19 protein-coding genes, 3 pseudogenes and 1 riboswitch are annotated in these 25,588 nt (G+C 72.0%); of the genes and pseudogenes, 14 read left to right on the top strand and 8 right to left on the bottom strand.

Annotation, left to right across the window (positions count from 1 at the left end):
• Positions 1-133: 133 nt before the first annotated feature.
• Positions 134-260, bottom strand: a riboswitch (cobalamin riboswitch).
• Between the two features lie 65 nt (positions 261-325).
• Positions 326-1,342: an MBL fold metallo-hydrolase gene (locus tag LNW72_RS14000; protein WP_250975715.1), complete on the bottom strand. Its 1,017-nt coding sequence runs from the start codon at positions 1,340-1,342 to the stop codon at positions 326-328.
• 102 nt (positions 1,343-1,444) lie between these two features.
• On the opposite strand from LNW72_RS14000, the gene LNW72_RS13995 reads away from it, so the two are divergent.
• From LNW72_RS13995 to LNW72_RS41645, 6 genes and pseudogenes are all read left to right on the top strand, one after another.
• Entirely contained in the window at positions 1,445-2,929 is a 1,485-nt protein-coding gene (locus LNW72_RS13995) for an aldehyde dehydrogenase (protein WP_250975714.1), read from the top strand.
• Positions 2,929-3,162 carry a ferredoxin gene (locus LNW72_RS13990; RefSeq protein WP_250975713.1) on the top strand — a complete coding sequence of 78 codons (234 nt, stop codon included), beginning with the start codon at positions 2,929-2,931 and terminating at the stop codon, positions 3,160-3,162. Before LNW72_RS13995 ends, LNW72_RS13990 begins: the two co-directional genes overlap by 1 nt.
• A gap of 175 nt (positions 3,163-3,337) precedes the next feature.
• Positions 3,338-5,962: a class III lanthionine synthetase LanKC gene (gene lanKC, locus LNW72_RS13985; protein ID WP_250975712.1), complete on the top strand. Its 2,625-nt coding sequence runs from the start codon at positions 3,338-3,340 to the stop codon at positions 5,960-5,962.
• 16 nt (positions 5,963-5,978) lie between these two features.
• On the top strand, positions 5,979-6,119 hold the full coding sequence (locus LNW72_RS13980) for a SapB/AmfS family lanthipeptide (RefSeq protein ID WP_250975711.1): 141 nt from the start codon (positions 5,979-5,981) through the stop codon (positions 6,117-6,119).
• Between the two features lie 96 nt (positions 6,120-6,215).
• Positions 6,216-8,048 (top strand): ABC transporter ATP-binding protein, encoded by a 1,833-nt coding sequence (locus tag LNW72_RS13975; protein ID WP_250975710.1) that lies wholly within the window; start codon positions 6,216-6,218, stop codon positions 8,046-8,048.
• A gap of 422 nt (positions 8,049-8,470) precedes the next feature.
• Positions 8,471-9,532, top strand: a pseudogene (locus LNW72_RS41645) (ATP-binding cassette domain-containing protein); the annotation flags it as partial.
• Between the two features lie 270 nt (positions 9,533-9,802).
• Here LNW72_RS41645 and LNW72_RS13965 read toward each other — a convergent pair.
• Both LNW72_RS13965 and LNW72_RS13960 read right to left on the bottom strand, forming a co-directional pair.
• Entirely contained in the window at positions 9,803-10,378 is a 576-nt protein-coding gene (locus LNW72_RS13965) for a DNA-binding response regulator (protein WP_164296714.1), read from the bottom strand.
• Between the two features lie 277 nt (positions 10,379-10,655).
• Entirely contained in the window at positions 10,656-11,279 is a 624-nt protein-coding gene (locus tag LNW72_RS13960) for a TetR family transcriptional regulator (protein ID WP_250975708.1), read from the bottom strand.
• Positions 11,280-11,513: 234 nt separating this feature from the next.
• Between LNW72_RS13960 and LNW72_RS13955 the strand changes: the two genes are divergently transcribed.
• From LNW72_RS13955 to LNW72_RS13945, 3 genes are read left to right on the top strand one after another with little or no spacing between them, the layout of a single operon-like run.
• The gene (locus LNW72_RS13955) at positions 11,514-12,803 is read left to right on the top strand and encodes a glycosyltransferase family 4 protein (RefSeq protein ID WP_250975707.1); all 1,290 of its coding nucleotides are present in this window, start codon (positions 11,514-11,516) and stop codon (positions 12,801-12,803) included.
• Entirely contained in the window at positions 12,797-13,540 is a 744-nt protein-coding gene (locus LNW72_RS13950; RefSeq protein WP_138357680.1) for a class I SAM-dependent methyltransferase, read from the top strand. Before LNW72_RS13955 ends, LNW72_RS13950 begins: the two co-directional genes overlap by 7 nt.
• Positions 13,537-14,646, top strand: coding sequence for a prenyltransferase (locus LNW72_RS13945; protein ID WP_250975706.1), 1,110 nt, complete (start codon positions 13,537-13,539; stop codon positions 14,644-14,646). The genes LNW72_RS13950 and LNW72_RS13945 overlap by 4 nt, the downstream gene beginning before the upstream one ends.
• Before the next feature lie 93 nt (positions 14,647-14,739).
• Here the strand turns inward: LNW72_RS13945 and LNW72_RS13940 are convergent, their stop codons facing one another.
• Positions 14,740-15,027, bottom strand: a complete 288-nt coding sequence (locus tag LNW72_RS13940) for a hypothetical protein (RefSeq protein WP_250975705.1) — start codon at positions 15,025-15,027, stop codon at positions 14,740-14,742.
• Positions 15,028-15,110: 83 nt separating this feature from the next.
• On the opposite strand from LNW72_RS13940, the gene LNW72_RS13935 reads away from it, so the two are divergent.
• Complete coding sequence (locus LNW72_RS13935; protein WP_250975704.1) at positions 15,111-15,890, top strand: maleylpyruvate isomerase family mycothiol-dependent enzyme; 780 nt, start codon at positions 15,111-15,113, stop codon at positions 15,888-15,890.
• Between the two features lie 125 nt (positions 15,891-16,015).
• Complete coding sequence (locus LNW72_RS13930; RefSeq protein WP_250975703.1) at positions 16,016-16,561, top strand: hypothetical protein; 546 nt, start codon at positions 16,016-16,018, stop codon at positions 16,559-16,561.
• A 10-nt stretch (positions 16,562-16,571) separates the two neighbouring features.
• On the opposite strand, the gene LNW72_RS13925 is transcribed toward LNW72_RS13930, so the two are convergent.
• From LNW72_RS13925 to LNW72_RS13910, 4 genes are all read right to left on the bottom strand, one after another.
• Positions 16,572-17,582, bottom strand: coding sequence for an LLM class F420-dependent oxidoreductase (locus tag LNW72_RS13925; RefSeq protein ID WP_250975702.1), 1,011 nt, complete (start codon positions 17,580-17,582; stop codon positions 16,572-16,574).
• A 125-nt stretch (positions 17,583-17,707) separates the two neighbouring features.
• Positions 17,708-18,628, bottom strand: coding sequence for a hypothetical protein (locus LNW72_RS13920; RefSeq protein WP_250975701.1), 921 nt, complete (start codon positions 18,626-18,628; stop codon positions 17,708-17,710).
• Positions 18,629-18,804: 176 nt separating this feature from the next.
• Positions 18,805-19,749 carry an N-acetylmuramoyl-L-alanine amidase gene (locus LNW72_RS13915; protein ID WP_250980146.1) on the bottom strand — a complete coding sequence of 315 codons (945 nt, stop codon included), beginning with the start codon at positions 19,747-19,749 and terminating at the stop codon, positions 18,805-18,807.
• Positions 19,750-19,897: 148 nt separating this feature from the next.
• Positions 19,898-20,566 carry a class I SAM-dependent methyltransferase gene (locus LNW72_RS13910; RefSeq protein ID WP_250975700.1) on the bottom strand — a complete coding sequence of 223 codons (669 nt, stop codon included), beginning with the start codon at positions 20,564-20,566 and terminating at the stop codon, positions 19,898-19,900.
• A gap of 475 nt (positions 20,567-21,041) precedes the next feature.
• Between LNW72_RS13910 and LNW72_RS13905 the strand changes: the two are divergent.
• From LNW72_RS13905 to LNW72_RS13895, 3 genes and pseudogenes are all read left to right on the top strand, one after another.
• Positions 21,042-23,173: pseudogene (locus tag LNW72_RS13905) on the top strand (acyl-CoA dehydrogenase).
• A gap of 34 nt (positions 23,174-23,207) precedes the next feature.
• Positions 23,208-24,410 carry a lipid-transfer protein gene (locus LNW72_RS13900; protein ID WP_250975699.1) on the top strand — a complete coding sequence of 401 codons (1,203 nt, stop codon included), beginning with the start codon at positions 23,208-23,210 and terminating at the stop codon, positions 24,408-24,410.
• Between the two features lie 218 nt (positions 24,411-24,628).
• Positions 24,629-25,576 (top strand): annotated as a pseudogene (locus LNW72_RS13895) (hydrolase); the annotation flags it as partial.
• Between the last annotated feature and the right edge of the window lie 12 nt (positions 25,577-25,588).

The following is a 25,588-nucleotide window of genomic DNA, read 5'->3' as shown; positions in this document are numbered from 1 at the left end:
GATGCCTTTCGCTGAGCGGGTGCGTGGCCGGGCGCACCGCTGCGAGCCCGCGCCATGCGCGGGGCACCGGGCTCCGGCTCCGTTACCTCGACGGTGCCGGTCACCGCCGATACGTCGCCGCATCTGCCGGACCGGGAGCCGCTCCCGTCCGCGCGGGTACTCCGACTCGCCGCCCCTGCCCTGGGGACGGCTCACGGTTGCGGGTCAGTGCCGGATTCGCGCCGGCTTCCCCCGCTCGGACGTGGATGGAATTGTCCCGAACATCGTATGCCCTGCGGGTGCCGCTCCCGGTCCCGGCCCGCCCGCGCCCCGGCCGCCCGTTCCGTCAGACCGCCTGGTACGTGACCGGGTCGGAGCCGGGGACGGCCTCGGCGCGGCCGGCCTTCACCAGCCGCCGCAGATGGGCCTCGGCCTCGGAGACGGCGATGTTGCGGGAGCCGAACGGGATCTGCTCCCAGGGACGGTTCCACTCCATCACCTCGGCGAGCTGCCAGGGCGTGCGCGGTGCGTCGCTGATCAGCGCCGCCAGCCCGGCGAGCCGCTCCTCGTGGTGGTCGAGCAGCTCCCGCACCCGGCCCGCCGCGTCCTTGAACGCGTACTGGTGGGCGGGCAGCACCTCGTCGGGGTTCAGCCGGCCGATGCGCTCCAGCGAGGCCAGGTAGTCGCCGAGCGGATCGGTCTCGACCTCGTCGTCGGGGTCCTCGTACAGCCCGATGTGCGGGGAGATCCCCGGCAGCAGGTGGTCGCCGGAGAACAGCCGCCGGCTCTCCTCCAGGAACAGGCAGACGTGCCCGGGGGTGTGGCCGGGCGTCCAGATGGCGCGCAGCCGCCGGCCGGCGAGGTCCACGAGCTCGCCGGGTTCGATGTCCCGGTCCGGGAGCGCGGGCCGCAGCCCCGGCAGGGTGGTCGGCCGGCCGGCGGCGCGGGCGGCGCGCAGCGGGGCGAGGTGCTCCTCGGGGGCCCCGGCGGCGATGAGCTTCGCCATCATGAAGGACATCCAGCGGGCCGGCTCGGCGGACCGGGTGCGGCGCACCACGTCCGCGTCGGCGGCGTGCATCGCGATCCAGGCCCCGGACACCTCCCGGACCTGCGCGGACAGCCCGTGGTGGTCGGGGTGGTGGTGGGTGATGAGGACGCCGTGCACCTCGGCGACGGAGGTGCCCGCCTCGACGAGACCGGCCTCCAGTGCGGCGTACGAGTCCGGGTCGTCCCAGCCGGTGTCGATCAGCACGGGACCGCGGTCGGTGTCCAGGAGATGGACGAGCGTGTGGCCGAGGGGGTTGTCGGGGATCGGGACCGGGATGCTCCAGACCCCTCCGCCGTGGTCGGTCACGCGCACCATCTGGTCCCCTCTCGCCGACGAAGTCATTGCCCACTATAACTAGAACTGGTATCAGTTCTGAAACAGCGTCAGGTATGGGCCGACCCGCAGGAGGCACCAGTAATGACCGACCTCATCGAACACGGACAGCTGTTCATCGGCGGGGAGTTGGTGGACCCGCTCGGCAGCGAGACCATCGAGGTCATCTCCCCGCACACCGAGCAGGTCATCGGGCGGGTGCCGCACGCCTCCCGCGCCGACGTGGACCGCGCGGTCGCCACGGCCCGCAAGGCGTTCGACGAGGGTCCGTGGCCGCGGATGACCCTCGACGAGCGGATCGCCGTCGTCACCCGCATCAAGGACGCGATCGCCGTCCGGTACGACGAGATAGGCCGTCTCATCAGCTCGGAGAACGGCTCCCCCTACTCGTGGAGCATCCTCGCCCAGTCGCTCGGCGCGATGATGGTGTGGGACGCGGCGATCACCGTCGCCCGCGACTTCCCCTACGAGGAGCACCGCACCGGCGTCCTCGGCCCGATCCTGGTCCGCCGGGAGCCCGTCGGGGTCGTCGCGGCCGTGGTGCCGTGGAACGTCCCGCAGTTCACCGCCGCCGCCAAGCTCGGGCCCGCGCTGCTCACCGGCTGCACCGTCGTACTGAAGCCGTCGCCGGAGACCCCGCTCGACGCGTACGTGCTGGCCGAGATCACCAAGGAGGCCGGGCTGCCCGACGGCGTGCTGTCGGTCGTGGCGGCCGACCGGGAGGTCAGCGAGTACCTGGTCGGCCACCCCGGCGTCGACAAGGTGTCGTTCACCGGCTCGGTCGGGGCCGGCCGGCGGGTGATGGAGGTCGCGTCCCGCAACCTCACCCGCGTCACCCTGGAACTGGGCGGCAAGTCCGCCGCCGTCATCCTCCCGGACGTGGACCTGGACACCGCCGTCCCCGGCATCACCTCGGCCGCCTGGATGAACAACGGCCAGGCGTGCGTGGCCCAGACCCGGATCCTGGCGCCGCGCTCCCGCTACGACGAGATCGCCGAGCGCTTCGCCGCGGCCGCCTCCGCGCTGGTCGTCGGCGATCCGCTCGACCCGGCCACCGAGGTCGGCCCGCTGGTCGCCCAGCGCCAGCAGCAGCGCTCGTTCGACTACATCAAGATCGGTCAGGAGGAGGGCGCGAAGGTGCTGACCGGCGGCGGCCGGCCGGCCGGACTGGACACCGGCTGGTACGTCGAACCGACGCTCTTCGGCGATGTCAGCAACTCCATGCGGATCGCCCGCGAGGAGATCTTCGGCCCGGTCATCTGCCTGCTCCCGTACGACGACGAGGCCGAGGCGCTGCGGATCGCCAACGACTCCGAGTTCGGGCTGTCCGGCAGCGTGTGGACCGCCGACGTCGAGCACGGCATCGACATCGCCCGCCAGGTGCGCACCGGCACGTACTCGGTGAACACCTTCAGCCTCGACATGCTCGGCCCGTTCGGCGGCTACAAGAACTCGGGCGTGGGCCGGGAGTTCGGCCCCGAGGGCTTCGGCGAGTACCTGGAGCACAAGATGATCCACCTGCCGGCCGGATACCAGGCGCCGGCCGGTACGGCGGGGGCGGCGGGCTGATGGGCGACCGCTGGCACATCGAGGTGGACCGCACGGTCTGCATCGGCTCCGGCATGTGCGTCAACGCGGCCCCGGACGGCTTCACCCTCGACGGCGCCCGGCAGTCCCACCCCGCCGCCGCCGAGGCCGACGCCTCGGAACAGGTGCTGGCGGCGGCCGAAGGGTGCCCGGTGGAGGCGATCACGCTCACCCTGCTCGCCACCGGTGAGCCGGTCTTCCCGCCCGAGGAGTAACGACCTGGTGCGGAACAGCTGTCCAGCCGCAGGTCAGGACACGTCCTGACCTGTGGCTGCGCACCCGTGCATTACGCACATATGCGTTCTGCACGGGTATTTCGTTACGGACGCGACTGTTCCCCGTTTCGGCCACGTGAAAATCTCAGCACCTCGAGGCCGGAGGGGGAGAGTCATGGACAAGCGGTACGAGGTCTTTTGCCTAGTCGACAGGTATTTCTACGAGACCCCGGACCGCTTGTCCACGGGCTCCGGTTCCGACAAGGGATCCGGTGCGTCGCTCTACGAGCCGGCCCAGCGCCCGGTTCCCGAGGGCTGGCGCACCGGACGCTCCGGTGACTGGCTGCACTTCACGCCGGTGGACGGCACCGGCGTTCCCAGACCCGGATCGCCCCCGCAGGGGTGGAAGATCCATGTCTCCGCGTGTCTGGAAAACGCCGAGAAGACCATCGCGAAGGTTTGGGACCACTGCGTCCCGCGCGGCATACCGTTCAAGTTCGTACCCGGTCCCTACGCCCTGCACCTGCGCAACTCCAAGTACGCGGGGCGCGCCTCCAGCGGCAAGTGCATCACCATCTACCCGTCTGACGACGAGCAGTTGCACACGATCCTCCGGGAACTGGAGGACCTGCTCGGCGGCGAGGCCGGCCCGTACATCCTCAGCGACCTGCGCTGGAACCAGGGACCGCTCTACGTCCGCTACGGCGGATTCGCCCAGCGGTACTGCGTGGACGCCTCGGGTGTGCTGGTCTCCGCCGTCGAGGACGCCGACGGCGTGCTCGTACCGGACCGCCGGGAGCCGGCCTTCCACGTCCCGCCGTGGGTGACGCTCCCCGCGTTCCTCCAGCCGCACCTGGACGCCCGCAACGCCACGACCACCAACGACCTCCCGTACCGCATCGAGAGTGCTCTGCACTTCTCCAACGGCGGCGGTGTCTACACCGGCCAGGACGTGCGGACCGGCGAGAAGGTCGTCCTCAAGGAGGCCAGGCCGTACGCCGGGCTGGCCGCGGACGGGGCCGACGCCGTCGCCCGGCTGGAGCGCGAGAAGACCGCTCTGGAACGGCTGTCGGGGCTGGGCATCGCCCCCGAGGTCCGCGACTGGTTCGTCCTGGGCGACCACCGCTTCCTGGTGATGGACTTCCTGGAGGGCCGCACCCTCAACTCGTTCTTCGCCCAGCGCCATCCGCTGATCTCCGTCGATCCCGACCCTTCGGCGGTCGCCGACTACACCGACTGGGCGCTCGGCATCCACGCCGCGGTCGAGGAGGCCGTCGCCGCCGTGCACAGCCGCGGTGTGGTCTTCAACGACCTGCACATGTTCAACATCATGGTCGGGCCCGACGAACGGTCGGTCTCGCTGCTGGACTTCGAGGCCGCCGCGCACATTGACGAGCACACCCGCCAGGCCCTGGCCCACCCCGGCTTCATCGCCCCGGCGGACCGCAGGGGCTTCGAGGTGGACCGGTACGCGCTCGCCTGTCTGCGGCTGGCGCTGTTCCTGCCGATGACGACGCTGCTGGTGGTGGACCGCGACAAGGCCGTACACCTGGCCGACGTGATCGCCGAACAGTTCCCGGTGCCCAGGGAGTTCCTCGACGAGGCCGTCGAGACGATCACCGGAACCAGTCCCACCACCCGCGGTCGGACCCCCTACGTACCCGTGGAGCCGGCCGACTGGCCGCGCAGCCGCGACTCGATGGTCGCCGCGATCCTCGCCTCGGCGACCCCGGAACGCGACGACCGGCTGTTCCCCGGCGACGTCGCCCAGTTCTCCGACGGCGGCGGGATCGGGCTGGCGCACGGCGCCGCCGGTGTCCTGTACGCCCTCGCCGAGACCGGCGCCGAGCGGTACGAAGCCGGTGAGGAATGGTTACTGCGCCATACCGACCCGCCGCCGCCCGGCACCCTGCTCGGCCTCTACGACGGGCTGCTCGGCACCGCGTTCGTCCTCGACCGGCTCGGCCACACCCCGCGCGCGCTCGATCTGACCGAGCGCGTACTGGGCGAGAACTGGCAGCGCCTGGTGCCCGACCTGTACGGCGGTCTCGCCGGCGTGGGCCTGGCCCTTGAGCACCTGTCCAGGACCACCGGCGAGAGCGGACTGCGGGACCGGGCCGTGGAGGCCGCCCAGTTGCTCGCCGACCGGCTGGCCGGCGAGCCCGGCACCCACACCGGGCTGCTGCGCGGCGCCACCGGATCCGCCCTGCTCTTCCTGCGCCTGTACGAGCGGACCGGCGCGCCCGAGCTGCTCGACCTCGCCGCGACCGCGCTGCGCCAGGACCTCGCCAAGTGCGGCCAGGACCGGGAGGGCACCTGGCTCGTCAACGAGGGCTTCCGGACCATGCCCTATCTCGGAGCGGGCAGCGTCGGCATCGGCATGGTCCTCGACGACTATCTCGCGCACCGCCCCGACGACGAGTTCGAACGGGCGCGGGCCGGGATCCTGCCCGCCGCGAGATCGCGCTACTACGCGCAGCCCGGACTGTTCAACGGACGGGCCGGCATGATCCTGCACCTCGGCCGCACGACGGCCCCGGACGCGGCTCCCGGCCACCTGGCCGCCCAGATCGCCGCACTCTCCTGGTACGCGATGCCCTATCAGGGCCATCTCGCCTTCCCCGGCGACCAGATGATGCGGCTCTCCATGGACCTCAACACCGGAACGGCCGGCTGCCTGCTCGCGCTCGGCGCGGCACTGGGCGAACAGCCCGCGGCCCTCCCGTTCCTCCCGCCGCTCACGCGGCCCCAGAGCAGCCCCTTCACCGGGGCTGAAACAACATCAACCCCGTCCCCATGATCGAAAGGACTACACCATGGCACTTCTCGACCTTCAGAGCCTGGAAATCCCGCAGGGCCACGGCGGCGGTGGCGGCGGCGGTGGCGGCGACCTCAGCACCGCGAGCCTCCTCCTCTGCGACACCAACAGCCACGGCAGTGTTCTTCTCTGCCTGTGACACCAGTAGGTAGTTGAGCACGGACGCGGTCCCGGGCGGCAGCACGCCGCCCGGGACCGTGTCCGTCACCGCGAACGAGGTGAGGACCTCCACCACATGGCGACCTCCACCGGTACGGAGACCAGCGGGACCAGCGGGACCACCGGGACCTCCACCGCGGCCGAGGCCGACCGGCTGCTGCGCGCGGCGGTCCGGCACAGCGCGGGCCGCAGCGCCGCGCTCTGTCTGTGCACCACCGCCTCCGCGTTCATCGGGCTGGCCCTCCCGGCCGCCCTCGGCCGGACCCTGGACCTGCTGCTCACCCGCGACAGCGGCCCGCAGGCCACCCACTGGATCCTGCTGTGCACCGCCCTCACCTGCGTACTCGTCCTCCTCGACGCGGTCGACGGGCTGATCACCGGCGTCACCAACGCCCGCGGCACCGCCTGGGTACGCGGTCGGCTGCTGCGCCACGTACTGGCCACCGGGCCGCGCGCCACCTCCCGCTTCCCGCCCGGCGACCTGGTCGCCCGGCTGATCGGCAACGCCGCGCACGCCGGGACCGCCCCGGCCGCGCTCGCCACGCTGCTCGCCACCGTGATCACCCCGGTCGGCGGCCTCGTCGCGCTCGCCCTCATCGACCCCTGGCTCGCCGTCGCGTTCCTCGCCGGCCTGCCGGTCCTCGCCCTGACCCTGCGGGCCTTCGTCCGCCGCGCCACCGACAGCGTCGCGCGCTACCAGACCGCCCAGGGCGAGATCGCGGGCCGGCTCGTCGAAGCGCTCGGCGGCGCCCGCACCATCGCCGCCGCCGCGACCACCGAACGCGAGATCGCCCGGGTCCTGGAGCCGCTGCCCGAACTGCGCCGCCAGGGGCTGCGCATGTGGCAGATCCAGGGCCGCTCCAACGCCCAGGCCGCCATCATCGTCCCGCTGCTGCAGATCGCCGTCCTCGCGGTCGGCGGGCTCCGGGTCTCCCAGGGGCACCTGAGCGTCGGCGAGCTGCTGGCGGCCTCGCGGTACGCCGTGCTCGCCACCGCGCTCGGCATGGCCGTGGGCCAGATCAACGGCCTGGTCCGCAGCCGCACCGCCGCCCGGCGGCTCGCCGAGCTGCTCGCCGAACCGGCCACCGCGTACGGGACCGGACACCTACCGGCCGGCGGCACGGGACGACTCGAACTGCGCGGCATCACCGCGGTACGGGGCGGCCGGGCCGTCCTGGACGACCTCGATCTGACGCTGCCCGGCGGTACGTCCGTGGCCCTCGTCGGGCGGTCCGGCACGGGCAAGTCCGTGCTGGCCGCGATCGCCGGACGGCTCGCCGACCCGGACCGGGGAACCGTGGAGCTCGACGGCGTTCCGCTCGACGGGCTCTCCCACGACGAACTGCGCGGCGCCGTCGGCTACGCCTTCGAGCGCCCAGCGCTGCTGGGCGGCACCATCGGCGGCACCATCGCCTTCGGCATCCCCGAGCCCGCCGGGGCCGCGGTCACCGAGGCCGCCCGCACCGCCTGCGCCGACAGCTTCATCCGGCTCCTGCCCGAGGGTTACGCCACTGCCTGCGGTGACGCGTTCCTGTCCGGCGGCGAGTCGCAGCGGCTGGGCCTCGCCCGCGCCTTCGCGCACCCGGGCCGGCTGCTGATCCTCGACGACGCGACGTCCAGCCTCGACACGGTCACCGAGTTCCGGGTCACGGCCGCCCTGCTGAGCCCCACCCCCGACCGCTCCCGGCTGATCGTCGCGCACCGCGCCTCCACCGCCGCCCGCGCCGATCTCGTCGCCTGGCTCGACGACGGCCGCATCCGCGCCATCGCCCCGCACGACCACCTCTGGCGGCTGCCGGAGTACCGGGCGGTCTTCCACGCCCCGACCGATCCCGATCCTGATTCCGATCCCGATCCTGATGCTGAGCGCGATCGGGAAGGGACAGTGGAGGAGGCGGGATCGTGGTGACGCGGCGCGGCGGCCGGGCCGGCTCCGGCCTGCGGGCCGAGGGGATCCGCTTCCTGCGGCGGCGGCCGCGGGTGGTCGGCGCGCTCCTCGGGTGGTCGGTGCTGGAGGCCGTCGAGACGTTCCTGACCGGATTCGCGCTGGCGCGGGCCCTGGACGACGGGTTCCTCGCCGGGCGCGCCGGGGTGGGTCTCGGCTGGCTGGGGCTGGCCGCGCTGGCCGTGGCGGCGGGCGCGTTCGGGACCGGTCGGGTCTACCGCGCGGTCGCGGCCCTGGTGGAGCCGCTGCGTGACGGCCTGGTGCGGCGGGTGGTGGCCCGCGGCCTGGACGACGCCGTACGCGACCCGCACGGCGCGGACACCGCGGTCGTCTCCCGGCTGACCCAGCAGGTCGAGATCGCCCGCGACACGTTCGCCGGTCTCGTCATGGTGTCGCGGTCGTTCCTGTTCACCGTCGCGGGCGCCCTCATCGGACTGCTCTCGCTGGCTCCCGTCCTGCTGCTCGTCGTCGTGCCGCCGCTGTTCGTGGGGCTCGGGCTCTTCTGTCTGACGCTGCGGCCGATGAACCGCCGCCAGGCGGCCTTCCTCACCGCGAATGAGGACGTGGCCGAGAGCCTGGGCGCGATGGCCGCCGGGCTCCGCGACATCGCCGCCTGCGGCGCGGAGGAGCGGATGACGGCGGAGGCCGCGCGGCGGATCGACACCGAATTCCGCGCGTCACGGGTCCTCGCCCGCTGGGGAGTGCTGCGCGCGCTGGCCCTGGGCGTCGGCGGCCGGCTCCCCGTCGTGCTGCTGCTCGCCTCGGCGCCGTGGCTGCTGGGGAGAGGGGTGACCGCGGGCGCGCTGGTCGGCGCCCTCGCCTACCTCACCCAGTCGCTGCTGCCGGCACTGCAGAGCCTGACGCAGGGGCTGGGCACGGCCGGCTCGCGCTTCGTCGTCGTCCTCGGCCGTCTGGTACCGCAGGCCGCCGCACCGGACCCCGCGGACGCAGCGCCCGCCGGTGATGCGCCGTACGGGCCCGCCCTCAGGGATGTACCCGCCGCCCCCGCCGTGGAGTTGCGCGGTGTCACCTTCGCCTACGGGGAACTGGCCGAGCCGGTGGTCCGGGAGCTGGACCTCGTGGTGCCGCGCGGCTGTCATCTGGCGGTCGTCGGGCCGAGCGGGATCGGCAAGTCGACCCTCGCGGGGCTCATCGGAGGCCTGCTGCACCCGGGTGCGGGCGTGGTGGAACTCGGTGGGCGGCCGCTGCGGGAGCGGCCGGCCACCGAACTGCCGGGGATGCGGGTGCTGATCCCGCAGGAGGCGTACGTCTTCGCCGGCAGCGTCCGCGACAACCTGTCCTACCTGTGCCCCGGGCCCGAGCCGGTCTCCGACAGCCGGCTGCGGGCGGCGGCCGGGGCCGTCGGGATGGCGGAACTGCTGGACCGGATGGGCGGGTTGGACGGCATCGCGGAGCCGGGCACGTTGTCCCAGGGGGAGCGGCAGCTGCTGGCGCTCACTCGTGCCTATCTGTCGCCCGCGCCGCTGGTGCTGCTGGACGAGGCGACCTGCCATCTCGACCCGGCGGCGGAGGCCCGCGCGGAACGGGCCTTCGCACTCCGCCCCGGCGGCGGAGCGCTGATCGTGATCGCGCACCGCATCAGCTCGGCGCGGCGCGCGGACCGGGTGCTGGTCATGGACGGCACGCATACGGTGTGCGGCGGCCACGAGGAGCTGCTGGAGCGGTCCGCGCTCTACCGGGACCTGGTGGGGAACTGGTCAGAGCCAGCCGGCCACCCGGGATATTCGTATGGCGTCGACCCGGTTCCTGGCGCCCGTCTTGCGGGTGATCGCGGCCATGTAGTTGCGCACGGTGCCGTTGCACAGGTGCAGGACGCGGGCGATCTCACCGATGGACGCACCTTCGGCGGCGAGTGACAGCACGCTCAACTCACGGGGCGTCAGCGGAATGTCGGCGGCCTGGAGGAAATCAAAAGCGAGCGAATTGTCGACGAAACGTTCCCCCGTAGCGACTCTCCTGATCCCGCGGACCAGTTCCTCCGGCGGTGCGTCCTTGTTGACGAACCCCAGCGCACGCGCCTGCGAAGCGCGGCGCAGCAGCCCCGGGCGGCTCGCGGTGGCCAGCACGAGCAGCGCGCATTCCTGGCCGACCGCGTAGTCCTGTAACTCCGTCAGCTGGGCCACGTTGCCGTGTTCGGCGCCGGGACACTCCACGTCGACCACGCACACTTGAGGCCGTAACGACCGGGCGCGTCTTGGTGCGTTGCGCCATGGTGTGGCCACCACTTCGATGTCATGTTCCCTGCCCAGCAGCGCCGCGAGCGCGGATCGCATGAGCCATGTGTCATGTACTAGTAAAACCCGGATCACATTTGCCCCTTCGAGAACCCCGTGGACCGGACCGTGCGAGCAACCCCATTCGTACCCGCGATGTCGTCAGGGATGGCCCCGCAATCCGGCCAAGGAGATGCACGGAGGCGCATTCCGTGCGCCCATGTGCCCCCCGCACGCCGGGAATGTGCGTGCGACAGGGGCCACCCGGGGGTGCCTCCGGCACATCCCCCCGGCCGGTATCGCCAGGTCCCGGGCGTGCTGCCCCGGAGGCGCCTTCTCAGCCGCGCGGCTCCGGCGCCGTCAGGTCGATCAGGCGGCACACAGTTTCGATGTCTATCTTCACCTGGGCGATGGAGGCCCGGCCGGAGAGCCAGGTCACCAGGGCCGAGTGCCAGGTGTGCTCGATCACCCGGACCGCGGAGAGCTGGTCGGCGGTGGGCGGGCCGTCCAGGCCCATCGCGTCCAGGATGATCGCGGTGGTGAGGCGGGAGACCGTGTCGACCTCGGGGCTCACGGAACGGTCGGCGAACGTCAGGGCGCGCACCATCGCGTCGGCCAGATGCGGTTCGCGCTGCATCGCACGGAAGGCGCGCATCAGCGTCTCGGCGACCCGGTCGGCCGGCTCGGCGGTGTCCGGCGGACGCTTGCGCAGCGTCTCGTGCATCTGGCCGAGCTGGTCCTGCATGGTGGCGACCAGCAGATGGATCTTGGACGGGAAGTAGCGGTAGAGCGTGCCGAGCGCGACGCCCGAGTTCTCGGCGACCTCACGCATCTGCACCGCGTCGAAACCGCCGCGGCAGGCGAGCTGCGCGCTGGCGTGCAGGATGCGACGGCGGCGCGCCTCCTGACGTTCGGTCAGCAGGGGCGACGACGGAGTCGGCGGCTTGGGTTCTGTTGTCATATGTCCCATTCCGTGACATTCCATCCGTAATCCGCGGTCACCGTGGCACTGCGTTGCATGATGGCAGGACAGATGTCGTGGTGCGAATCACCTGGTCCGTCTCATTCGGGGCCGTGCCGCTGCCGGTAGATTCGGTTCTGAACGTTCGAGTCTGAAACTTGTTCTAGATTAGCGCGACCGGTTACGCTCCGGCGGAAGTGAGTGAGAAGGGGGCCGGGAGTGACCGTTGAGGCCATGCCACTACGGATCGCGCTGCTCACCTACAAGGGGAACCCCTTCTGCGGGGGCCAGGGCGTCTACGTACGCCATCTCTCCCGTGAGCTCGCCCGGCTCGGCCACACCGTCGAGGTGATCGGTGCCCAGCCCTATCCGGTGCTCGACGCCGTCGGTGCCGGGGTGACCCTCACCGAGCTGCCCAGCCTGGACCTGTACCGGCAGCCGGACCCGTTCCGCAATCCCGGGCTGCGCGAGTACCGCGACTGGATCGACGCGGTCGAGGCCGGCACGATGTGGACCGGTGGCTTCCCGGAGCCGCTGACGTTCTCGCTGCGCGCCCGGCGCCACCTGGCGGCCCGGCGCGGTGAGTTCGACGTGATCCACGACAACCAGACGCTCGGCTACGGGCTGCTCGGCCTGGGCACCCCGCTGGTCACCACGATCCACCACCCGATCACCGTCGACCGGCGGCTGGACCTGGCCGCGGCGCCCAGCTGGAAGCGCCGGCTGTCGGTGCGCCGCTGGTACGGCTTCACGCAGATGCAGAAGCGCGTCGCGCGCCGGCTGCCGTCCGTGCTGACCGTCTCCGGCTCCTCCCGCGCCGAGATCGTGGAGGACCTCGGGGTGCGGTGGGACCGCGTCCACGTCGTCCACATCGGCGCCGACTCCCGGCTCTTCTCGCCGGACGCCTCGGTGCCCGAGATCCCCGGCCGGATCGTCACCACCTCCAGCGCCGATGTGCCGCTGAAGGGCCTGGTCCACCTCGTCGAAGCGCTCGCCAAGCTCCGTGCGGAGCGACCCGACGCGCATCTCGTCGTCGTCGGCAAGCGCGCCGAGGACGGACCGGTCGCCGCCGCCATCACCCGGTTCGGCCTCGAAGGCGCCATCGACTTCGTCAAGGGCATCACCGACGCCGAACTCGTCGACCTCATCCGCGGTGCCGAGGTCGCCTGCGTCCCCTCGCTCTACGAAGGCTTCTCACTGCCCGCCGCCGAGGCGATGGCCACCGGCACCCCGCTGGTCGCCACCACCGGCGGCGCGATCCCCGAGGTCGCCGGGACCGACGGCGAGACCTGTCTCGCCGTACCGCCCGGTGACGCCGGCGCGCTCGCCACCGCCCTGGGCCGGCTGCTCGGGGACGCGGACCTGCGGCGCCGCCTCGGTGTGGCCGGCCGGCAGCGCGTCCTCAGCCGCTTCACCTGGGAACAGGCCGCCATCGGCACGGCCGAGCACTACCGAGCGGCGATCGCCGCCCAGTCCGCCGCCCCCGCCCCGACCCACCGGACGAAAGCAGAGGCTCCGTGCTGACCGTCGACTTCTCCCGTTTCCCGCTCGCCCCTGGCGACCGGGTCCTCGACCTGGGCTGCGGCGCCGGAAGGCACGCCTTCGAGTGCTACCGGCGCGGCGCCAATGTCGTCGCCCTGGACCGCAACGGCGACGAGATCCGCGAGGTCGCCAAATGGTTCGCGGCGATGAAGGCGGAGGGCGAGGCCCCGGCCGGCGCGTCCGCCGTCGCGATGGAGGGTGACGCGCTCCAGCTGCCGTTCCCCGACGACAGCTTCGACGTCGTGATCATCTCCGAGGTCATGGAGCACATCCCGGACGACAAGGGCGTACTCGCCGAGATGGTGCGGGTGCTGCGGCCCGGCGGCCGGATAGCGATCACCGTGCCGCGCTTCGGCCCGGAGAAGATCTGCTGGGCGCTCTCCGACGCCTACCACGAGGTCGAGGGCGGCCACATCCGCATCTACCGGGGCGACGAACTGCTCGGCAAGATGCGCGAGGCCGGCCTCCAGCCCTACGGCACCCACCACGCGCACGGACTGCACTCCCCGTACTGGTGGATCAAGTGCGCCGTCGGCGTCGACAACGACAAGGCCCTGCCGGTGAAGCTCTACCACAAGCTCCTGGTCTGGGACATCATGAAGAAGCCGCTGGCCACCAAGGTCGCCGAGCAGGCGCTCAACCCGCTGATCGGCAAGAGCTTCGTGGCCTACGCCACCAAGCCGCACACCCCCGTGCTGGATGCGCGGGTGGACGCGTGACGAGTCCCGGACGCACCGAACACCTCGTCCTGCCCGGAGTCCTGACCGCCGAGCAGGCCGAGCTGACCGTGGCCGGCATCGCCGCGATCCAGCGGGCCGACGGCGCCATACCGTGGTTCACCGGCGGGCACCTCGACCCGTGGGACCACGTCGAGGCGGCCATGGCCCTGGACGCGGCGGGCGAACACGGCCGCGCCGAGGCCGCGTACCGCTGGCTCGCCGACCGGCAGAACACCGACGGCTCCTGGTACGCGTCCTACTCGTACGCAGGCGACGTGCCCGGTGCGGACGCGGCCGTCGCGCCCGGGGAGCCCCTCGACCGGACCCGCGAGACCAACTTCGTCGCCTACGTGGCCGTGGGCATCTGGCACCACTACCTGTCCACGGGCGACGACGCCTTCCTGGAACGCCTCTGGCCGACCCTCAACGCCGCCGTGGAGTTCGTGCTCGCGCTCCAGCTGCCCGGCGGCCAGATCGCCTGGAAGCGCGACGACGACGGCAGCTTCCCCGAGGAGGCGCTGCTCACCGGCTCGTCCTCGATCTACCAGGCGCTGCGCTGCGCGCTGGCCGTCGCGGACTACCGCGAGGAGCCGCAGCCCGACTGGGAACTGGCGACCGGCCTGCTCGGCCACGCGGTGCTGCACCACCCCGAGCGCTTCCTCGACAAGGGGCGCTTCTCCATGGACTGGTACTACCCGGTGCTCGGCACCGCGCTGCGCGGCCCCGCCGCCAAGCAGCGCATCGAGGCGCTGTGGGAGACCTTCGTGGTGCCCGGCCTCGGGGTCCGCTGCGTCTCGGACCGGCCCTGGGTCACCGGCGGGGAGAGCGCGGAACTCGCCCTCGCCCTGTGGGCGATGGGCGAGTCCGATCGCGCGGTGGAGATCCTCGCCGACATCCAGCACCTGCGCACCGGGGACGACGGGATGTACTGGACGGGCTACGTCTACGACGACGACGCCGTCTGGCCGGAGGAACGTACCTCCTGGACGGCCGGCGCACTGCTGCTCGCGGTGGCCGCGCTCGGGGGGGACGAGGCGACCACCGCGGTCTTCGGGGGCGAGCGGCTCCCGATCGGCCTGGCTCCGGACGACGCGGGCTGCTGCTAGGACGTACGGCCGTGCTGTCAGGGGACGTTGCCGCCAGGGCTCGGCCGGGCTCCGGCGGCCGGCCTGCCGGCCGGTTTCTTCCGCGCCGCCGGATCAGGCCCGATTGACCCGGCCGGCCACGGCATGGCCGATGACCAGGTAAACGACGGCCGGCAGGCCGTAGTTCAGCACGGTGCGGAGTTTGTCCGAATCCATGGTGAACAGGTCGAGGGACCAGCCCGCGAGCCAATTCGCTGAATGGTGGACCCAGTTGACCAGGTCGTTGGCCCTGTTGGCGTCGAGCAGATACATGAGTATCCACAGGATCAGGATCAGGGCCGCGACATCTGCGACGATCAGAATGATCGCCGCTGCGGGATTGCCTCGGTAGCGTCTGGACATAACCCTCGCCTTGCCCCGTTAGGCTGGTTGAAACTGCTGGTGGAAAATCCTTTCGATATGAAGTAGACGAGGGATGGCGGCGCATGGCCTGGCTGGAGCACGAGGCGTACTGCACGGCGATCGTCGAGGAGACCGCCCGGCTGCGTGACACACTCCGCGGTTCCGACCCCGGCGCCAAGGTGCCGACCTGCCCGGGCTGGACCCTGCACGAGCTGGCGGCCCACGTCGGCCAGGCGCACCGCTGGGCGGAGACGATCGTCGGCACCAGGGCCGAGAAGTACCTCCCCGAGAACCAGGTGCCGGACTACGAGGCACCCGCCGGCGAGAAGCTCGACAGCTGGCTGGCCGAGGGTGCCGAGCGGTTCGCGGCCACACTGCGCGAGGCCGGTCCCGAACTGCCGGTATGGACCTGGGCGCGGTCGCAGCAAGCGGGCTTCTGGGCCCGCCGGATGGTCCTGGAGACCCTGGTGCACCGGGCGGACGCCGCGCTGGCCACCTGGAGCGAGTACCACGCGCCGGCCGAGCTGGCCGCGGACGCGATCGACGAGTGGCTGGAGATCATCACCGATCCGCTCGCGGTCGAGCAGACCCCGGAACTCGTGGAACTGCGCGGCCACGGACAGACCCTGCACCTGCACGCCACCGACAGCCCGGCCGGGCTGGTCGCCGAATGGGTGATCGAACGCGGCCCGGAATCCGTCACCTGGCGGCGCGAGCACGCCAAGGGCGACGTGGCCCTGCGCGCTCCCCTCACCGACCTGCTGCTCGCCTTCTACCGGCGGCTGCCGCTGGACAGCGACCGCGTGCAGGTGCTCGGCGACCGCGAGCTGCTGGACCACTGGCTGGCGCGTACGGCGTTCTGAACGGCCCGGACGGCCCGGACGGCCACCGGCAACCGGGCCGGCGGTCCCGGCGCCCGAGTGGCGGGGGTGTGCCGGCCGGGTGATCCTGCGAGGACGTGTGCCCCGTACGTCCTCGGAGGTCGACCGTGCCGAACGGCATCCCCTTGCGCCGCCTGCTGACCGCGCTGCTGCTCTGCGGTGCGCTCCTCACCGCGACGACCGCGTGCAACGACAAGGCGAAGAGCGAGGTGTCCGGCAGCCCGACGCCGTCGACCACGGTGGAGCAGCAGAAGCTCGCCAAGACCCGCTTCGTCGCGAACGCCGGGCTCGCGGCGGGCGCCACCTATCAGTGGATCATCAAGCCGTACCGCGCCGGGACCTTCAAGAAGGGCGCGGACGGCCGGACGTTCGCCCTGGTCAAGGGGGGGCTGGCCGGGGCGTTCGCCTACAACCGGCTGAAGGCCGCGGCGGACAACGCCAAGGGCGACCCGACGCTCTCCAAGCTGGTGGCCCCGCTGACCGCCGGAATCGCCGCCCTCAAGGACCTGCCCAGCAAGCTGCGCAAGGGCGATTCGACGGACGACGTGGTCAGCACGTTCCAGAAGACGATCGACGGTGTGAAGGAGGCGGGCAAGCAGGCGGGCGCCGAGGTCAAGGACCAGATCCCGTCGGCGAGCCAGCTCGGGGGCTAGATCGTCCCCGCTAGCCGTTCAACTCGGCGAGCACACGCAGGGTGTCGGGATCGGGCGCGGTCACCAGCAGGTCGGTGACCGGGCCCGACCGCCACATCTCCAGCCGCTCCGCGATCCGCTCCCGCGGTCCGACCAGCGAGATCTCATCGGCGAAGGCGTCCGGAACGGCCAGCACCGCCTCCTCCCGGCGCCCGTCCAGAAAGAGCCGCTGGATGTGCCGGGCCTCCTCCTCGTACCCCATCCGGGCCATCAGGTCGGCGTGGAAGTTCTTCGCCTGGGCACCCATCCCGCCGATGTAGAAGCCGAGCATCGCCTTGACCGGCAGCAGCCCCTCGGCCACGTCGTCGCACACCTGGGCCCGCACCAGGGGCGCGACCATGAAGTCCTTGGGGGCCTCGGCCAGCGACAGCTCGTAGACGTCGGTACGCATCGGCGACCAGTACAGCGGCATCCAGCCGTCCGCGATGCGGGTCGTCTGGGCGATGTTCTTCGGACCCTCGGCGCCGAGCAGGATCGGCAGATCGGCCCGGAGCGGATGGGTGATCGGCTTGAGCGCCTTACCGAGCCCCGTACCGTCCTCGCCGGAATACGGATGGCTGTGAAACCGCCCGGCCAGCTCGACCGGCCCCTCCCGCCGGAAGACCTGCCGCAGCACGTCCACATACTCGCGGGTCGCGGTCAGCGGGCTCTTCGGGAACGGCCGCCCGTACCACCCCTCGACCACCTGCGGCCCGGACAGCCCGAGCCCCAGCAGCATCCGGCCGCCGGACAGATGGTCCAGGGTGAGCGCCTGCATCGCGGTGGCGGTGGGGGAGCGGGCGGCCATCTGCGCGATGCCCGTCCCCAGCTTGATCCGCGACGTGTGCGCCGCGATCCAGGTCAGCGGGGTGAAAGCGTCCGAACCCCACGCCTCGGCGGTCCACACGGAGTCGTAACCGAGGCGTTCGGCCTCCTGCGCGAGTTCCACATCGCGCGGCCGCGGCCCACGCCCCCAGTAGCCGAGTGCCAGCCCGAGCCTCATGGCGTGCCGCCTCCCTGGTAACTGACGATGCGTCAGATCAGGACTGTACGGCACCGGTCGGGGCGGCGAAAGACATGAGCCCCCGCCCGGATTCCGGGCGGGGGCTCACACGTCGGTCGCGAACGTCAGCCGCGCTGAATACCGCTCGTGTCCTGCAGCACGCCCCGCCGGCCGTCCTGCGTCTGCGCGATCAGCGCCGCACCCCGCTGCTCCACCGCCAGGTACCACGTACCCGGCGCCAGCTCGGCGATCGGCGTCGGCGAACCGTCCTCCGCGAACAGCGGACGCGGCACCGGCACCGCGAACCAGAACGCCGTGAAGTCCGAGGAACCGGACTGCGGCGGCTGGCCCTGCGCCGGCTGCTGCGACTGCGGGGCCGGTGCGGGCGCGGGCGCCTGGCCGCCGAAGGCGTGCGGCTGGGGCTGCGGCTGTCCGCCGAACGACGGGTCGGGGGCCGGAGCGCCGGGGTAGCCGTAGCCACCCGGCTGCGGCATACCCGGCTGCGGCATGCCCGGCTGGCCCAGACCCGGCTGCGGCGCACCGTAGGGCGCGCCACCGTACGGCTGCGGCTGCTTCGGGGCGCCCATCAGCGGGACCTGCAGGGCCGGAAGGCGGGACGACAGCACCGCGAGGACCGCGAACGCGATGCCGAAGACGAGCGTCAGCCAGGCGCCGGCGCCCTTGCTGATGTTGTCGCCGTCGCCGCCGTGGCCCACGTCCGGGATGACGGTGGAGAACGCCGACCACAGCGCCGCCCAGCCGACGAAGACGGCCAGCGCGGTGCCCCACTGCTCCAGGGTCAGTCCCGCCACCTGGCGGCCCGCGGGCACCATGGCCCGGCCGAGCACGATCAGGGCCGCCGCCGCGAGGGCGGCGAGGGTCACGGTCGGCAGCAGCGGGAACAGCGCCGCGCTCCACGTACTGACCGTCTCGTCGGATCCTGAACCAACATCGATGGAGAAGAACGGCAGGAACGAAGCGATCAGCAGCAGCACCGCTGCTCCGATCACCGCGCCGTCTCCTCGGGACAGGGAGCGGATGTTCACGTAAGGTCCTTTGTCGGTCTCGGTGTCTTCGTCGCTGTCGCCGGTACGCGCAGCGCTCTCTAGCCAGTTCAGGGGCGAGGCGCGGGAGTGGCCCCCCATCGTAAGGGTGTGGTCCGCACCCGGTGAGCCGGGTGCGGCAACTGGTGCGCAATCGGCGCCGAATGGCTACCGGTTGGTCACCTCTTTCCCTGGAGGAAAGCCGTAATACCGTCAGCGATGCCCTCCGCTGCCCGCTGCCGCCACTTCGGATCGGTGAACTGCGCCGCGTCCTGCGCATCCCGCATGTTGCCGCACTCGATGAGCACTTTGGGGACGGTGGAGAGATTGAGCCCGCCCAGATCGCTGCGCGCCATCAGCCCCGTGCCGTCCGCCAGGTAGTTCGCGGGCGCCGAGCCCGTGTCGGTCGCGAAGTGCGACTTCAGCGCCGCACCGAGCAGACCGGACGGCGCCACGATGGGCCGGGTGTCGGCGGCCCCCGCGTGCAGGGACGCCGGGGTGATCACATGGAATCCGCGATTCCCGGCCGCCGAACCGTCCCCGTGAATGGATACGGCCGCATCCGCGTGCGCCTCGTTGCCGATCCGCGCCCGCTCGTCGATGCACGGTCCGAACGACCGGTCGCCGTCCTGCGTCAGCCGCACCTTCGCCCCGCGCTCGGCGAGCAGGGTGCGGACCCGCCGGGAGACGTCGAGGGTGAACGATGCTTCGGCGTATCCACCGTTGGTGGACGTGCCGGTCGTGTCGCATTCCTTGCGAGTCGTCCCGATATCGACGAGCCGGTTGATGTCCGCGGTGTGGTTGACGTTGTTCGTGTTGTGCCCCGGGTCGATGACGACGGTCCTCCCGTTGAGCGGGAGTGCTGCGGCCGGGGCGGCGGGCGTCCCCTTCGCCGGGGACGTACCGGACGCCTTCCGCTGCGGATCCGTCGACGGCGGCCTCCCCGACGCCGGAGACGTCGGGGACTCGGCCTTGCCGTCCGTCTGCTCGTTCGGGTTCGCCGGGGCCGACGTCGACGGCAGGGGCAGCACCCGCTGGGCCCCGTCGTCGCCGCCCGGCCCGTGCATCGACTGGTACACGAGCCAGCCCGCGAAGCAGGTGGGCACCAACGCGGCCACGGAAATGACCACGGCGCCGGTCCTGCCGCTCATCCTCGACTCGTCGCTGAACACGCTTCCGATGCTATCGGCCGCCGGCGGCGGCCGTCCCGGATCCCCGTTTCGGATCCCGGTCCCGGATCCTCGGCTCGGATGCCGGTCCCGGATCCCGGTCTCAGATCCCCTCGCCGGTACGCCGCAGGACGCGCAGCGAGCGCGTCACGGAGACCTCCGTGAACGCTCCGGAGTCCAGCGCCCGCCGGTACACCCGGTACGGCGCCTGGCCGCCGTCCGCCGGGTCCGGGAACACGTCGTGCACGACGAGCACGCCGTCCGGCGCCACGTGCGGGGCCCAGCCCTCGTAGTCCGCGGTGGCGTGCTCGTCGGTGTGCCCGCCGTCGATGAAGACCAGGGCGAGGGGCTTGCCCCAGGCCGCGGCGACCTGCGGGGAGCGGCCGGCGATGGCGATGACGTCGTCCTCGAAGCCTGCCGCGTGCAGGGTCCGCCGGAAGGTGGGGAGGGTGTCCATCAGGCCGACCTCGGGGTCGACGAGGTCCTTGTCGTGGTACTCCCAGCCGGGCTGCTGCTCTTCGCTGCCGCGGTGGTGGTCGACGGTGACGGCCACCGTGCCGGTCGCCGTGCCGGCCGCTCGGGCCGCTCGGGCCGCGGCGGCGAGCAGGATCGTGGAGCGTCCGCAGTACGTTCCCACTTCGAGGAGGGGCAGCCCGGGGAGGCGCGCGGCGGCGTCGGTGGCGGCGGCGTGGAGGGCGAGCCCTTCGTCGAGCGGCATGAACCCCTTGGCGGCCTCGAAGGCGGCTTGGACGCGGGGATGCAGGGTGGCCATGGCGCCGCCTTCTGTGTTTGTGCCTGGGTGGTCGTCCGGGCATCCTGCCAGGCGGGGTGGTGGGTGCGGGGGCCGGGTCCTCCGGGGCGGGGGGTCGAAATCGACTATTCAGGGCCTGGCGGCCCACAAATAGCTCGGCAGCATTTCGACCCCCACCCCTCCAGCCCCGTCCCCCTCCTGTCACAGCCCCCGTCGCCTCACGTCACAGCCGGCCTGCGGCAGCGCGGGTGGTGTCTGTGACGTGCATTCGTGACGGCAGTGGTGGGGGCACCCCCGGCCGAAGGTTGGGGGAGGGCGGGGAAAAGCCCGCCGCAGGCGCAACGGTGCTGCGGGGGCCCACGTACCCGCACCCCTGCCGGAGGCGCGTGGCTCGCCGCAGGCGTGTGGCGCGGGTGTGCTCCCGGCTGAACCTCGCCGGAGGCGAACCTGTTTCTGACCTTCCGTCAGAATGGAACACGTTCTAGTATCCGTCCGCATGGGCATCGGAATCACCGAAGAGCACCAGGAGTTGGCGGCAGCCACCCGCGGGTGGGCGGGTCGTACCGTTCCCCCGAAGCCGTGCGCGCAGCGCTGGACGCGGAGGTGGACCCGGACGCGGGGGCGCCCGTGTGGTGGGGGGAGGCGGCTGCGCAGGGGTTGTTGGGGGTGCATCTGCCGGAGGAGTTCGGCGGGGGCGGCGGCGGGCTGCTGGATCTGGCGGTCGTGCTGGAGGAGCTGGGGGCGGTCTGTCTGCCGGGGCCGTTCCTGCCGACCGTGCTGGCGGCGGCCGTGCTGGGGCGGGCCGCGGAGGGCAAGGCGCTGCTGCCGGGGCTGGCGGACGGCAGCAGGATCGCGGCGGTCGCGCTGGGCGCGGGGTCGATGACGGCCGAGCCGTCGGCGGGCGGCGGGTACGTACTGGACGGCACCGCTCCGCCGGTGCTCGGCGGGGCGGCGGCCGGGCTGATCCTGCTGCGGGCCGGTGAGCTGTGGATGGCGGTGGACGCGGCGGCGCTGGAGGTGCGCGAGCGGTCCGGCGCCGATCCGACGCGGCGCACCGCCGAGGTGGTGGCGCGGCGGGCGGTGGTGCCGCCCGAGCGGGTGCTGGGCATCGAGCCGGGAGTCGTGGAGGTGCTGGCCCGGGTGCTGTTCGCCGCCGAGGCGTGCGGGATCGCGGGCTGGGCGCTGCGTACGGCCACCGAGTACGCGAAGGTGCGCGAGCAGTTCGGGCGGCCCATCGGGCAGTTCCAGGCGGTGAAGCACGCGTGCGCGGACATGCTCGTACGGGTCGAGCAGGCGCGGGCGCTGACCTGGGACGCGGCGCGTGACGTACTGCCGCTGACGGCCGCGATGGCGGCGGCCGCCGCGGTCGAGGCGGCCTTCGGCTGTGCCAAGGACTGCATCCAGATCCTCGGCGGCATCGGCTTCACCTGGGAGCACGACGCGCATCTGTATCTGCGGCGGGCGACCGCCGTGCGGCAGTTGCTCGGGGCGGGGCACACCTACCGGCTGCGGGTGGCGGAGCTGGCGGAGCAGGGGGCCCGGCGGGAGCTGCGGCTCGATCTGCCCGAGGAGGCGGAGACCTACCGGGAGCGGGCGCGGACGGTGGTGGCGGCAGCCGCCGGGCTCGATCCGGCCGCGGCGCGCGAGGCGCTGGCCCCCACCGGGTACGCCGCGCCGTATCTGCCCGCGCCGTACGGGCTGGGCGCCGGGCCCGTGCAGCAGTTGGCGGTGCAGCTGGAGCTGCGGGCGGCCGGGGTGAAGGTGAGCGATCTGGGGATCGCCACCTGGGTGGTGCCGTCCCTGATCGCGCACGGCAGTCAGGAGCAGCGGGACCGCTATGTGCCGCGCACGCTGCGCGGTGAGGCGCTGTGGTGCCAGCTGTTCTCGGAACCGGGGGCCGGTTCCGACCTGGCGTCGCTGCGGACCCGGGCGGAGCGGCTGCCGGACGGCCGGTGGAAGGTCAACGGCCAGAAGGTGTGGACGTCGGCCGCCCAGTGGTCGGACTTCGGGATCCTGCTGGCCAGGACGGATCCGGCGGCGCCCAAGCACAAGGGCCTGACGTACTTCGTGGTGGACATGAAGAACACGCCCGGCATCGACATCCGGCCGCTGAAGGAGATCACCGGCGACTCGTTGTTCAACGAGGTGTACTTCGACGATGTCGTGCTGCCCGGCGACGCGGTCGTCGGGGAGGTGGACGGCGGCTGGCGGGTGGCCCGCAACACGCTCGGCAACGAGCGGGTGCACATGGCGGACCAGGTCGCCTTCGACACCGGTCTCGAGGCGCTGATCGGGCGGGCCGGCGCGGCGGGCGAGGTGGTGCGCGACCGGCTCGGCGGGCTGCTCGTCGAGGCGCACGCACTGGCCTGCATCGGCCTGCGGACCACGCTGCAGCAGGTGTCGGGCCTCGAGCCGGGCGCCGGCGCCTCGGTGCGCAAGCTCGTCCAGACCCCGCACCAGCAGCGCATCGCCGAACTGGCGCTGGAACTGCTCGGCCCGGAGGGCGTCACGGACGAACGCGCCCTGCACGGCTTCCTGATGGCGCGCTGCCTGACCATCGCGGGCGGTACGACGCAGGTGCAGCTCAATGTCGTCGCCGAGCGGATCCTCGGCCTCCCCCGTGACTGAACCCGTGACTGAACCCGTGACTGAAGGAGTACGCATGACCAGCAAGGTCTTCGTCGTCGGCGTCGGCATGACGAAGTTCGAGAAGCCCGAGACCCGTGACTGGCAGTACTGGGACATGGCGAAGGAGGCGGGGACCGCGGCCCTGGCCGACGCCGGGATCCCGTACGACCTCGTGGAGCAGGTGCCGGTCGGGTACTGCTACCAGGCGTCCACGGCGGGCCAGCGGGCGGTGTACGAGCTGGGGCTCAGCGGGGTGCCGGTCTACAACGTCAACAACAACTGCGCCACGGGTTCCACCGCGCTGATGATGGCCCGGCAGTTCGTGGCCGGCGGCCTCAACGACTGTGTGCTGGCACTCGGCTTCGAGAAGATGACCAAGGGCGCGCTGGGCGCCGGTTCGAGCGGCGGTGACTTCGCGACCTCGCCGGTCGCCCGGCACTACGGGGTGATGGCGGCGAAGCACGGGTTCGAGATGACCCCGCCGACCGCCCAGATCTTCGGCAACGCCGCACGGGAGCACATGGAGCGGTACGGCACGACGGCGGAGCAGCTGGCGGGGGTCGGCGCGAAGAACCACGGGCACTCGGCGAACAACCCCAACGCCCAGTTCCAGGACGTCTACACCGTCGAGGAGATCCTGGCCGCCAGGACCATCCACTCACCGCTGACCAAGCTGCAGTGCTCGCCGACCTCGGACGGCGCGGCCGCCGCGGTGGTGGTCTCGGAGCGTTTCGTGCGCGAGCACGGTCTGGAGGACCGGGCCGTGGAGATCGCCGGCCAGGCGATGACCACCGACACCGGCGAGAGCTTCTCGTCGGGCTCGTGCATCGACGTGGTGGGCAAGCCGATGTCCCGGGCGGCGGCGCACGCGGTCTACGAGGAGTCCGGGCTCGGGATCGAGGACGTCGACGTCATCGAGCTCCATGACTGCTTCTCCATCAACGAGTTGCTGACGTACGAGGCGCTCGGCATGTGCGGGGAGGGGGAGTCCGGCAAGCTCATCGGCGACGGGGCCACCACGTACGGCGGTCGCTGGGTCGTCAATCCGTCGGGCGGTCTGATCTCGAAGGGCCATCCGCTCGGCGCCACCGGTCTGGCGCAGGCCGCCGAACTGGTCTGGCAGCTGCGGGGCGAGGCGGGTCCGCGGCAGGTCGAGGGGGCCCGCGTCGGCCTCGCGCACAACATCGGGCTGGGCGGCGCCGCGGTCGTCACCCTGCTGCGGCGGCCCGCCGGCTGACCGTTCGGGGGTGCGGTGAGTGGGCGGTGAGTGGGCTGTGCGTGGGTTGTGAGTGGGTGCGGTCAGGTGCGCGGATGGGGCGCGTGGGGCCGTTGTTGGGGGCGATCGTGGCATGTACCGTTCAATGGTGCGTTGCCCGGTCGTTCCCCACACGACGTTCTACGCGCGCAGACTTGGCGACCGCACGACCTCTCCCACCCCCCACGGAGGTACGCCGGATGCTTGTACACAGCAGTTCCCGACGCCGCTTCACCGGCGCTCTCGCCGTCCTCGGTGCCCTGATCGCGGGCACCGCCGTCCAGACGGCGACCGCTCACGGCGCCCACGCGGCCACCCCTCACCGCGTCCTGTTCGACAACGCCCACGCCGAGACGGCCGGCAACGCCGACTGGATCATCGGCACCAGCCAGCCCGACCCGCTGGGCCAGAACTCCGCGCCCAAGACCGACAAGGACTGGACCGGCGCCCTCTCGTCCTGGGGTGTGGCGCTCCAGAAGACCGGTGGCTACTCGCTCAAGACGCTGCCCGCGGGCGGGAAGATCAGCTACGGGACGTCCGCCGCGACGGACCTGGCGAACTTCGACACCTTCGTGCTGCCGGAGCCCAACGTCCTGCTCACCGCGGCGGAGAAGACCGCCCTGATGACGTTCGTGCAGAACGGCGGCGGCCTCTTCCTGATCTCGGACCACAACGGTTCCGACCGCAACAACGACGGTGCCGACTCGCCCAAGATCATCAACGATCTGATGACCAACAACACCGTCGACAGCACCGACCCGTTCGGCTTCTCCGTCGACAAGCTCAGCATCAGCTCCGACCACCCGGCGGCGATCAACGACAGCACCGACCCGGTGCTCAACGGAACCTTCGGCAAGGTGACCAAGAGCCTGATCGCCAGCGGCACCACCTTCACCCTCAAGCCGTCCGACAACCCCGCCGTCAAGGGCCTGCTCTGGCGCACCGGTTACAGCCCCACCGGCACCACCGGAGCCTTCTTCGCCACCAGCACCTTCGGCAGCGGCCGGGTCGCGGTCTGGGGCGACAGCTCCCCGATCGACGACGGCACCGGCCAGTCCGGCAACACCCTCTACGACGGCTGGAACGACTCCACCGCCACCAACGCGGCCCTGGCACTGAACGCCACCGTGTGGCTCTCCCGGGCCAGCTGACGCCGCGCG

The organism is Streptomyces sp. RKAG293, from assembly GCF_023701745.1.
Lineage (GTDB): Bacteria > Actinomycetota > Actinomycetes > Streptomycetales > Streptomycetaceae > Actinacidiphila.
Note: the sequence above shows the minus strand (reverse complement) of the source record. Positions and strands in the feature narration are given on the sequence as shown.

What these genes read in the sequence shown, in the direction of transcription:
- LNW72_RS13925 (WP_250975702.1), bottom strand. Translation starts at nt 17,582, where the DNA reads ATGAGGCTCGGGCTGGCACTCGGCTACTGGGGGCGTGGGCCGCGGCCG.
- lanKC (WP_250975712.1), top strand. Translation starts at nt 3,338, where the DNA reads ATGGACAAGCGGTACGAGGTCTTTTGCCTAGTCGACAGGTATTTCTAC.
- LNW72_RS13940 (WP_250975705.1), bottom strand. Translation starts at nt 15,027, where the DNA reads ATGTCCAGACGCTACCGAGGCAATCCCGCAGCGGCGATCATTCTGATC.
- LNW72_RS13990 (WP_250975713.1), top strand. Translation starts at nt 2,929, where the DNA reads ATGGGCGACCGCTGGCACATCGAGGTGGACCGCACGGTCTGCATCGGC.
- LNW72_RS13960 (WP_250975708.1), bottom strand. Translation starts at nt 11,279, where the DNA reads ATGACAACAGAACCCAAGCCGCCGACTCCGTCGTCGCCCCTGCTGACC.
- LNW72_RS13980 (WP_250975711.1), top strand. Translation starts at nt 5,979, where the DNA reads ATGGCACTTCTCGACCTTCAGAGCCTGGAAATCCCGCAGGGCCACGGC.
- LNW72_RS13975 (WP_250975710.1), top strand. Translation starts at nt 6,216, where the DNA reads ATGGCGACCTCCACCGGTACGGAGACCAGCGGGACCAGCGGGACCACC.
- LNW72_RS13935 (WP_250975704.1), top strand. Translation starts at nt 15,111, where the DNA reads ATGGCCTGGCTGGAGCACGAGGCGTACTGCACGGCGATCGTCGAGGAG.
- LNW72_RS13995 (WP_250975714.1), top strand. Translation starts at nt 1,445, where the DNA reads ATGACCGACCTCATCGAACACGGACAGCTGTTCATCGGCGGGGAGTTG.
- LNW72_RS13900 (WP_250975699.1), top strand. Translation starts at nt 23,208, where the DNA reads ATGACCAGCAAGGTCTTCGTCGTCGGCGTCGGCATGACGAAGTTCGAG.
- LNW72_RS13965 (WP_164296714.1), bottom strand. Translation starts at nt 10,378, where the DNA reads ATGCGATCCGCGCTCGCGGCGCTGCTGGGCAGGGAACATGACATCGAA.
- LNW72_RS13910 (WP_250975700.1), bottom strand. Translation starts at nt 20,566, where the DNA reads ATGGCCACCCTGCATCCCCGCGTCCAAGCCGCCTTCGAGGCCGCCAAG.
- LNW72_RS14000 (WP_250975715.1), bottom strand. Translation starts at nt 1,342, where the DNA reads ATGGTGCGCGTGACCGACCACGGCGGAGGGGTCTGGAGCATCCCGGTC.
- LNW72_RS13955 (WP_250975707.1), top strand. Translation starts at nt 11,514, where the DNA reads ATGCCACTACGGATCGCGCTGCTCACCTACAAGGGGAACCCCTTCTGC.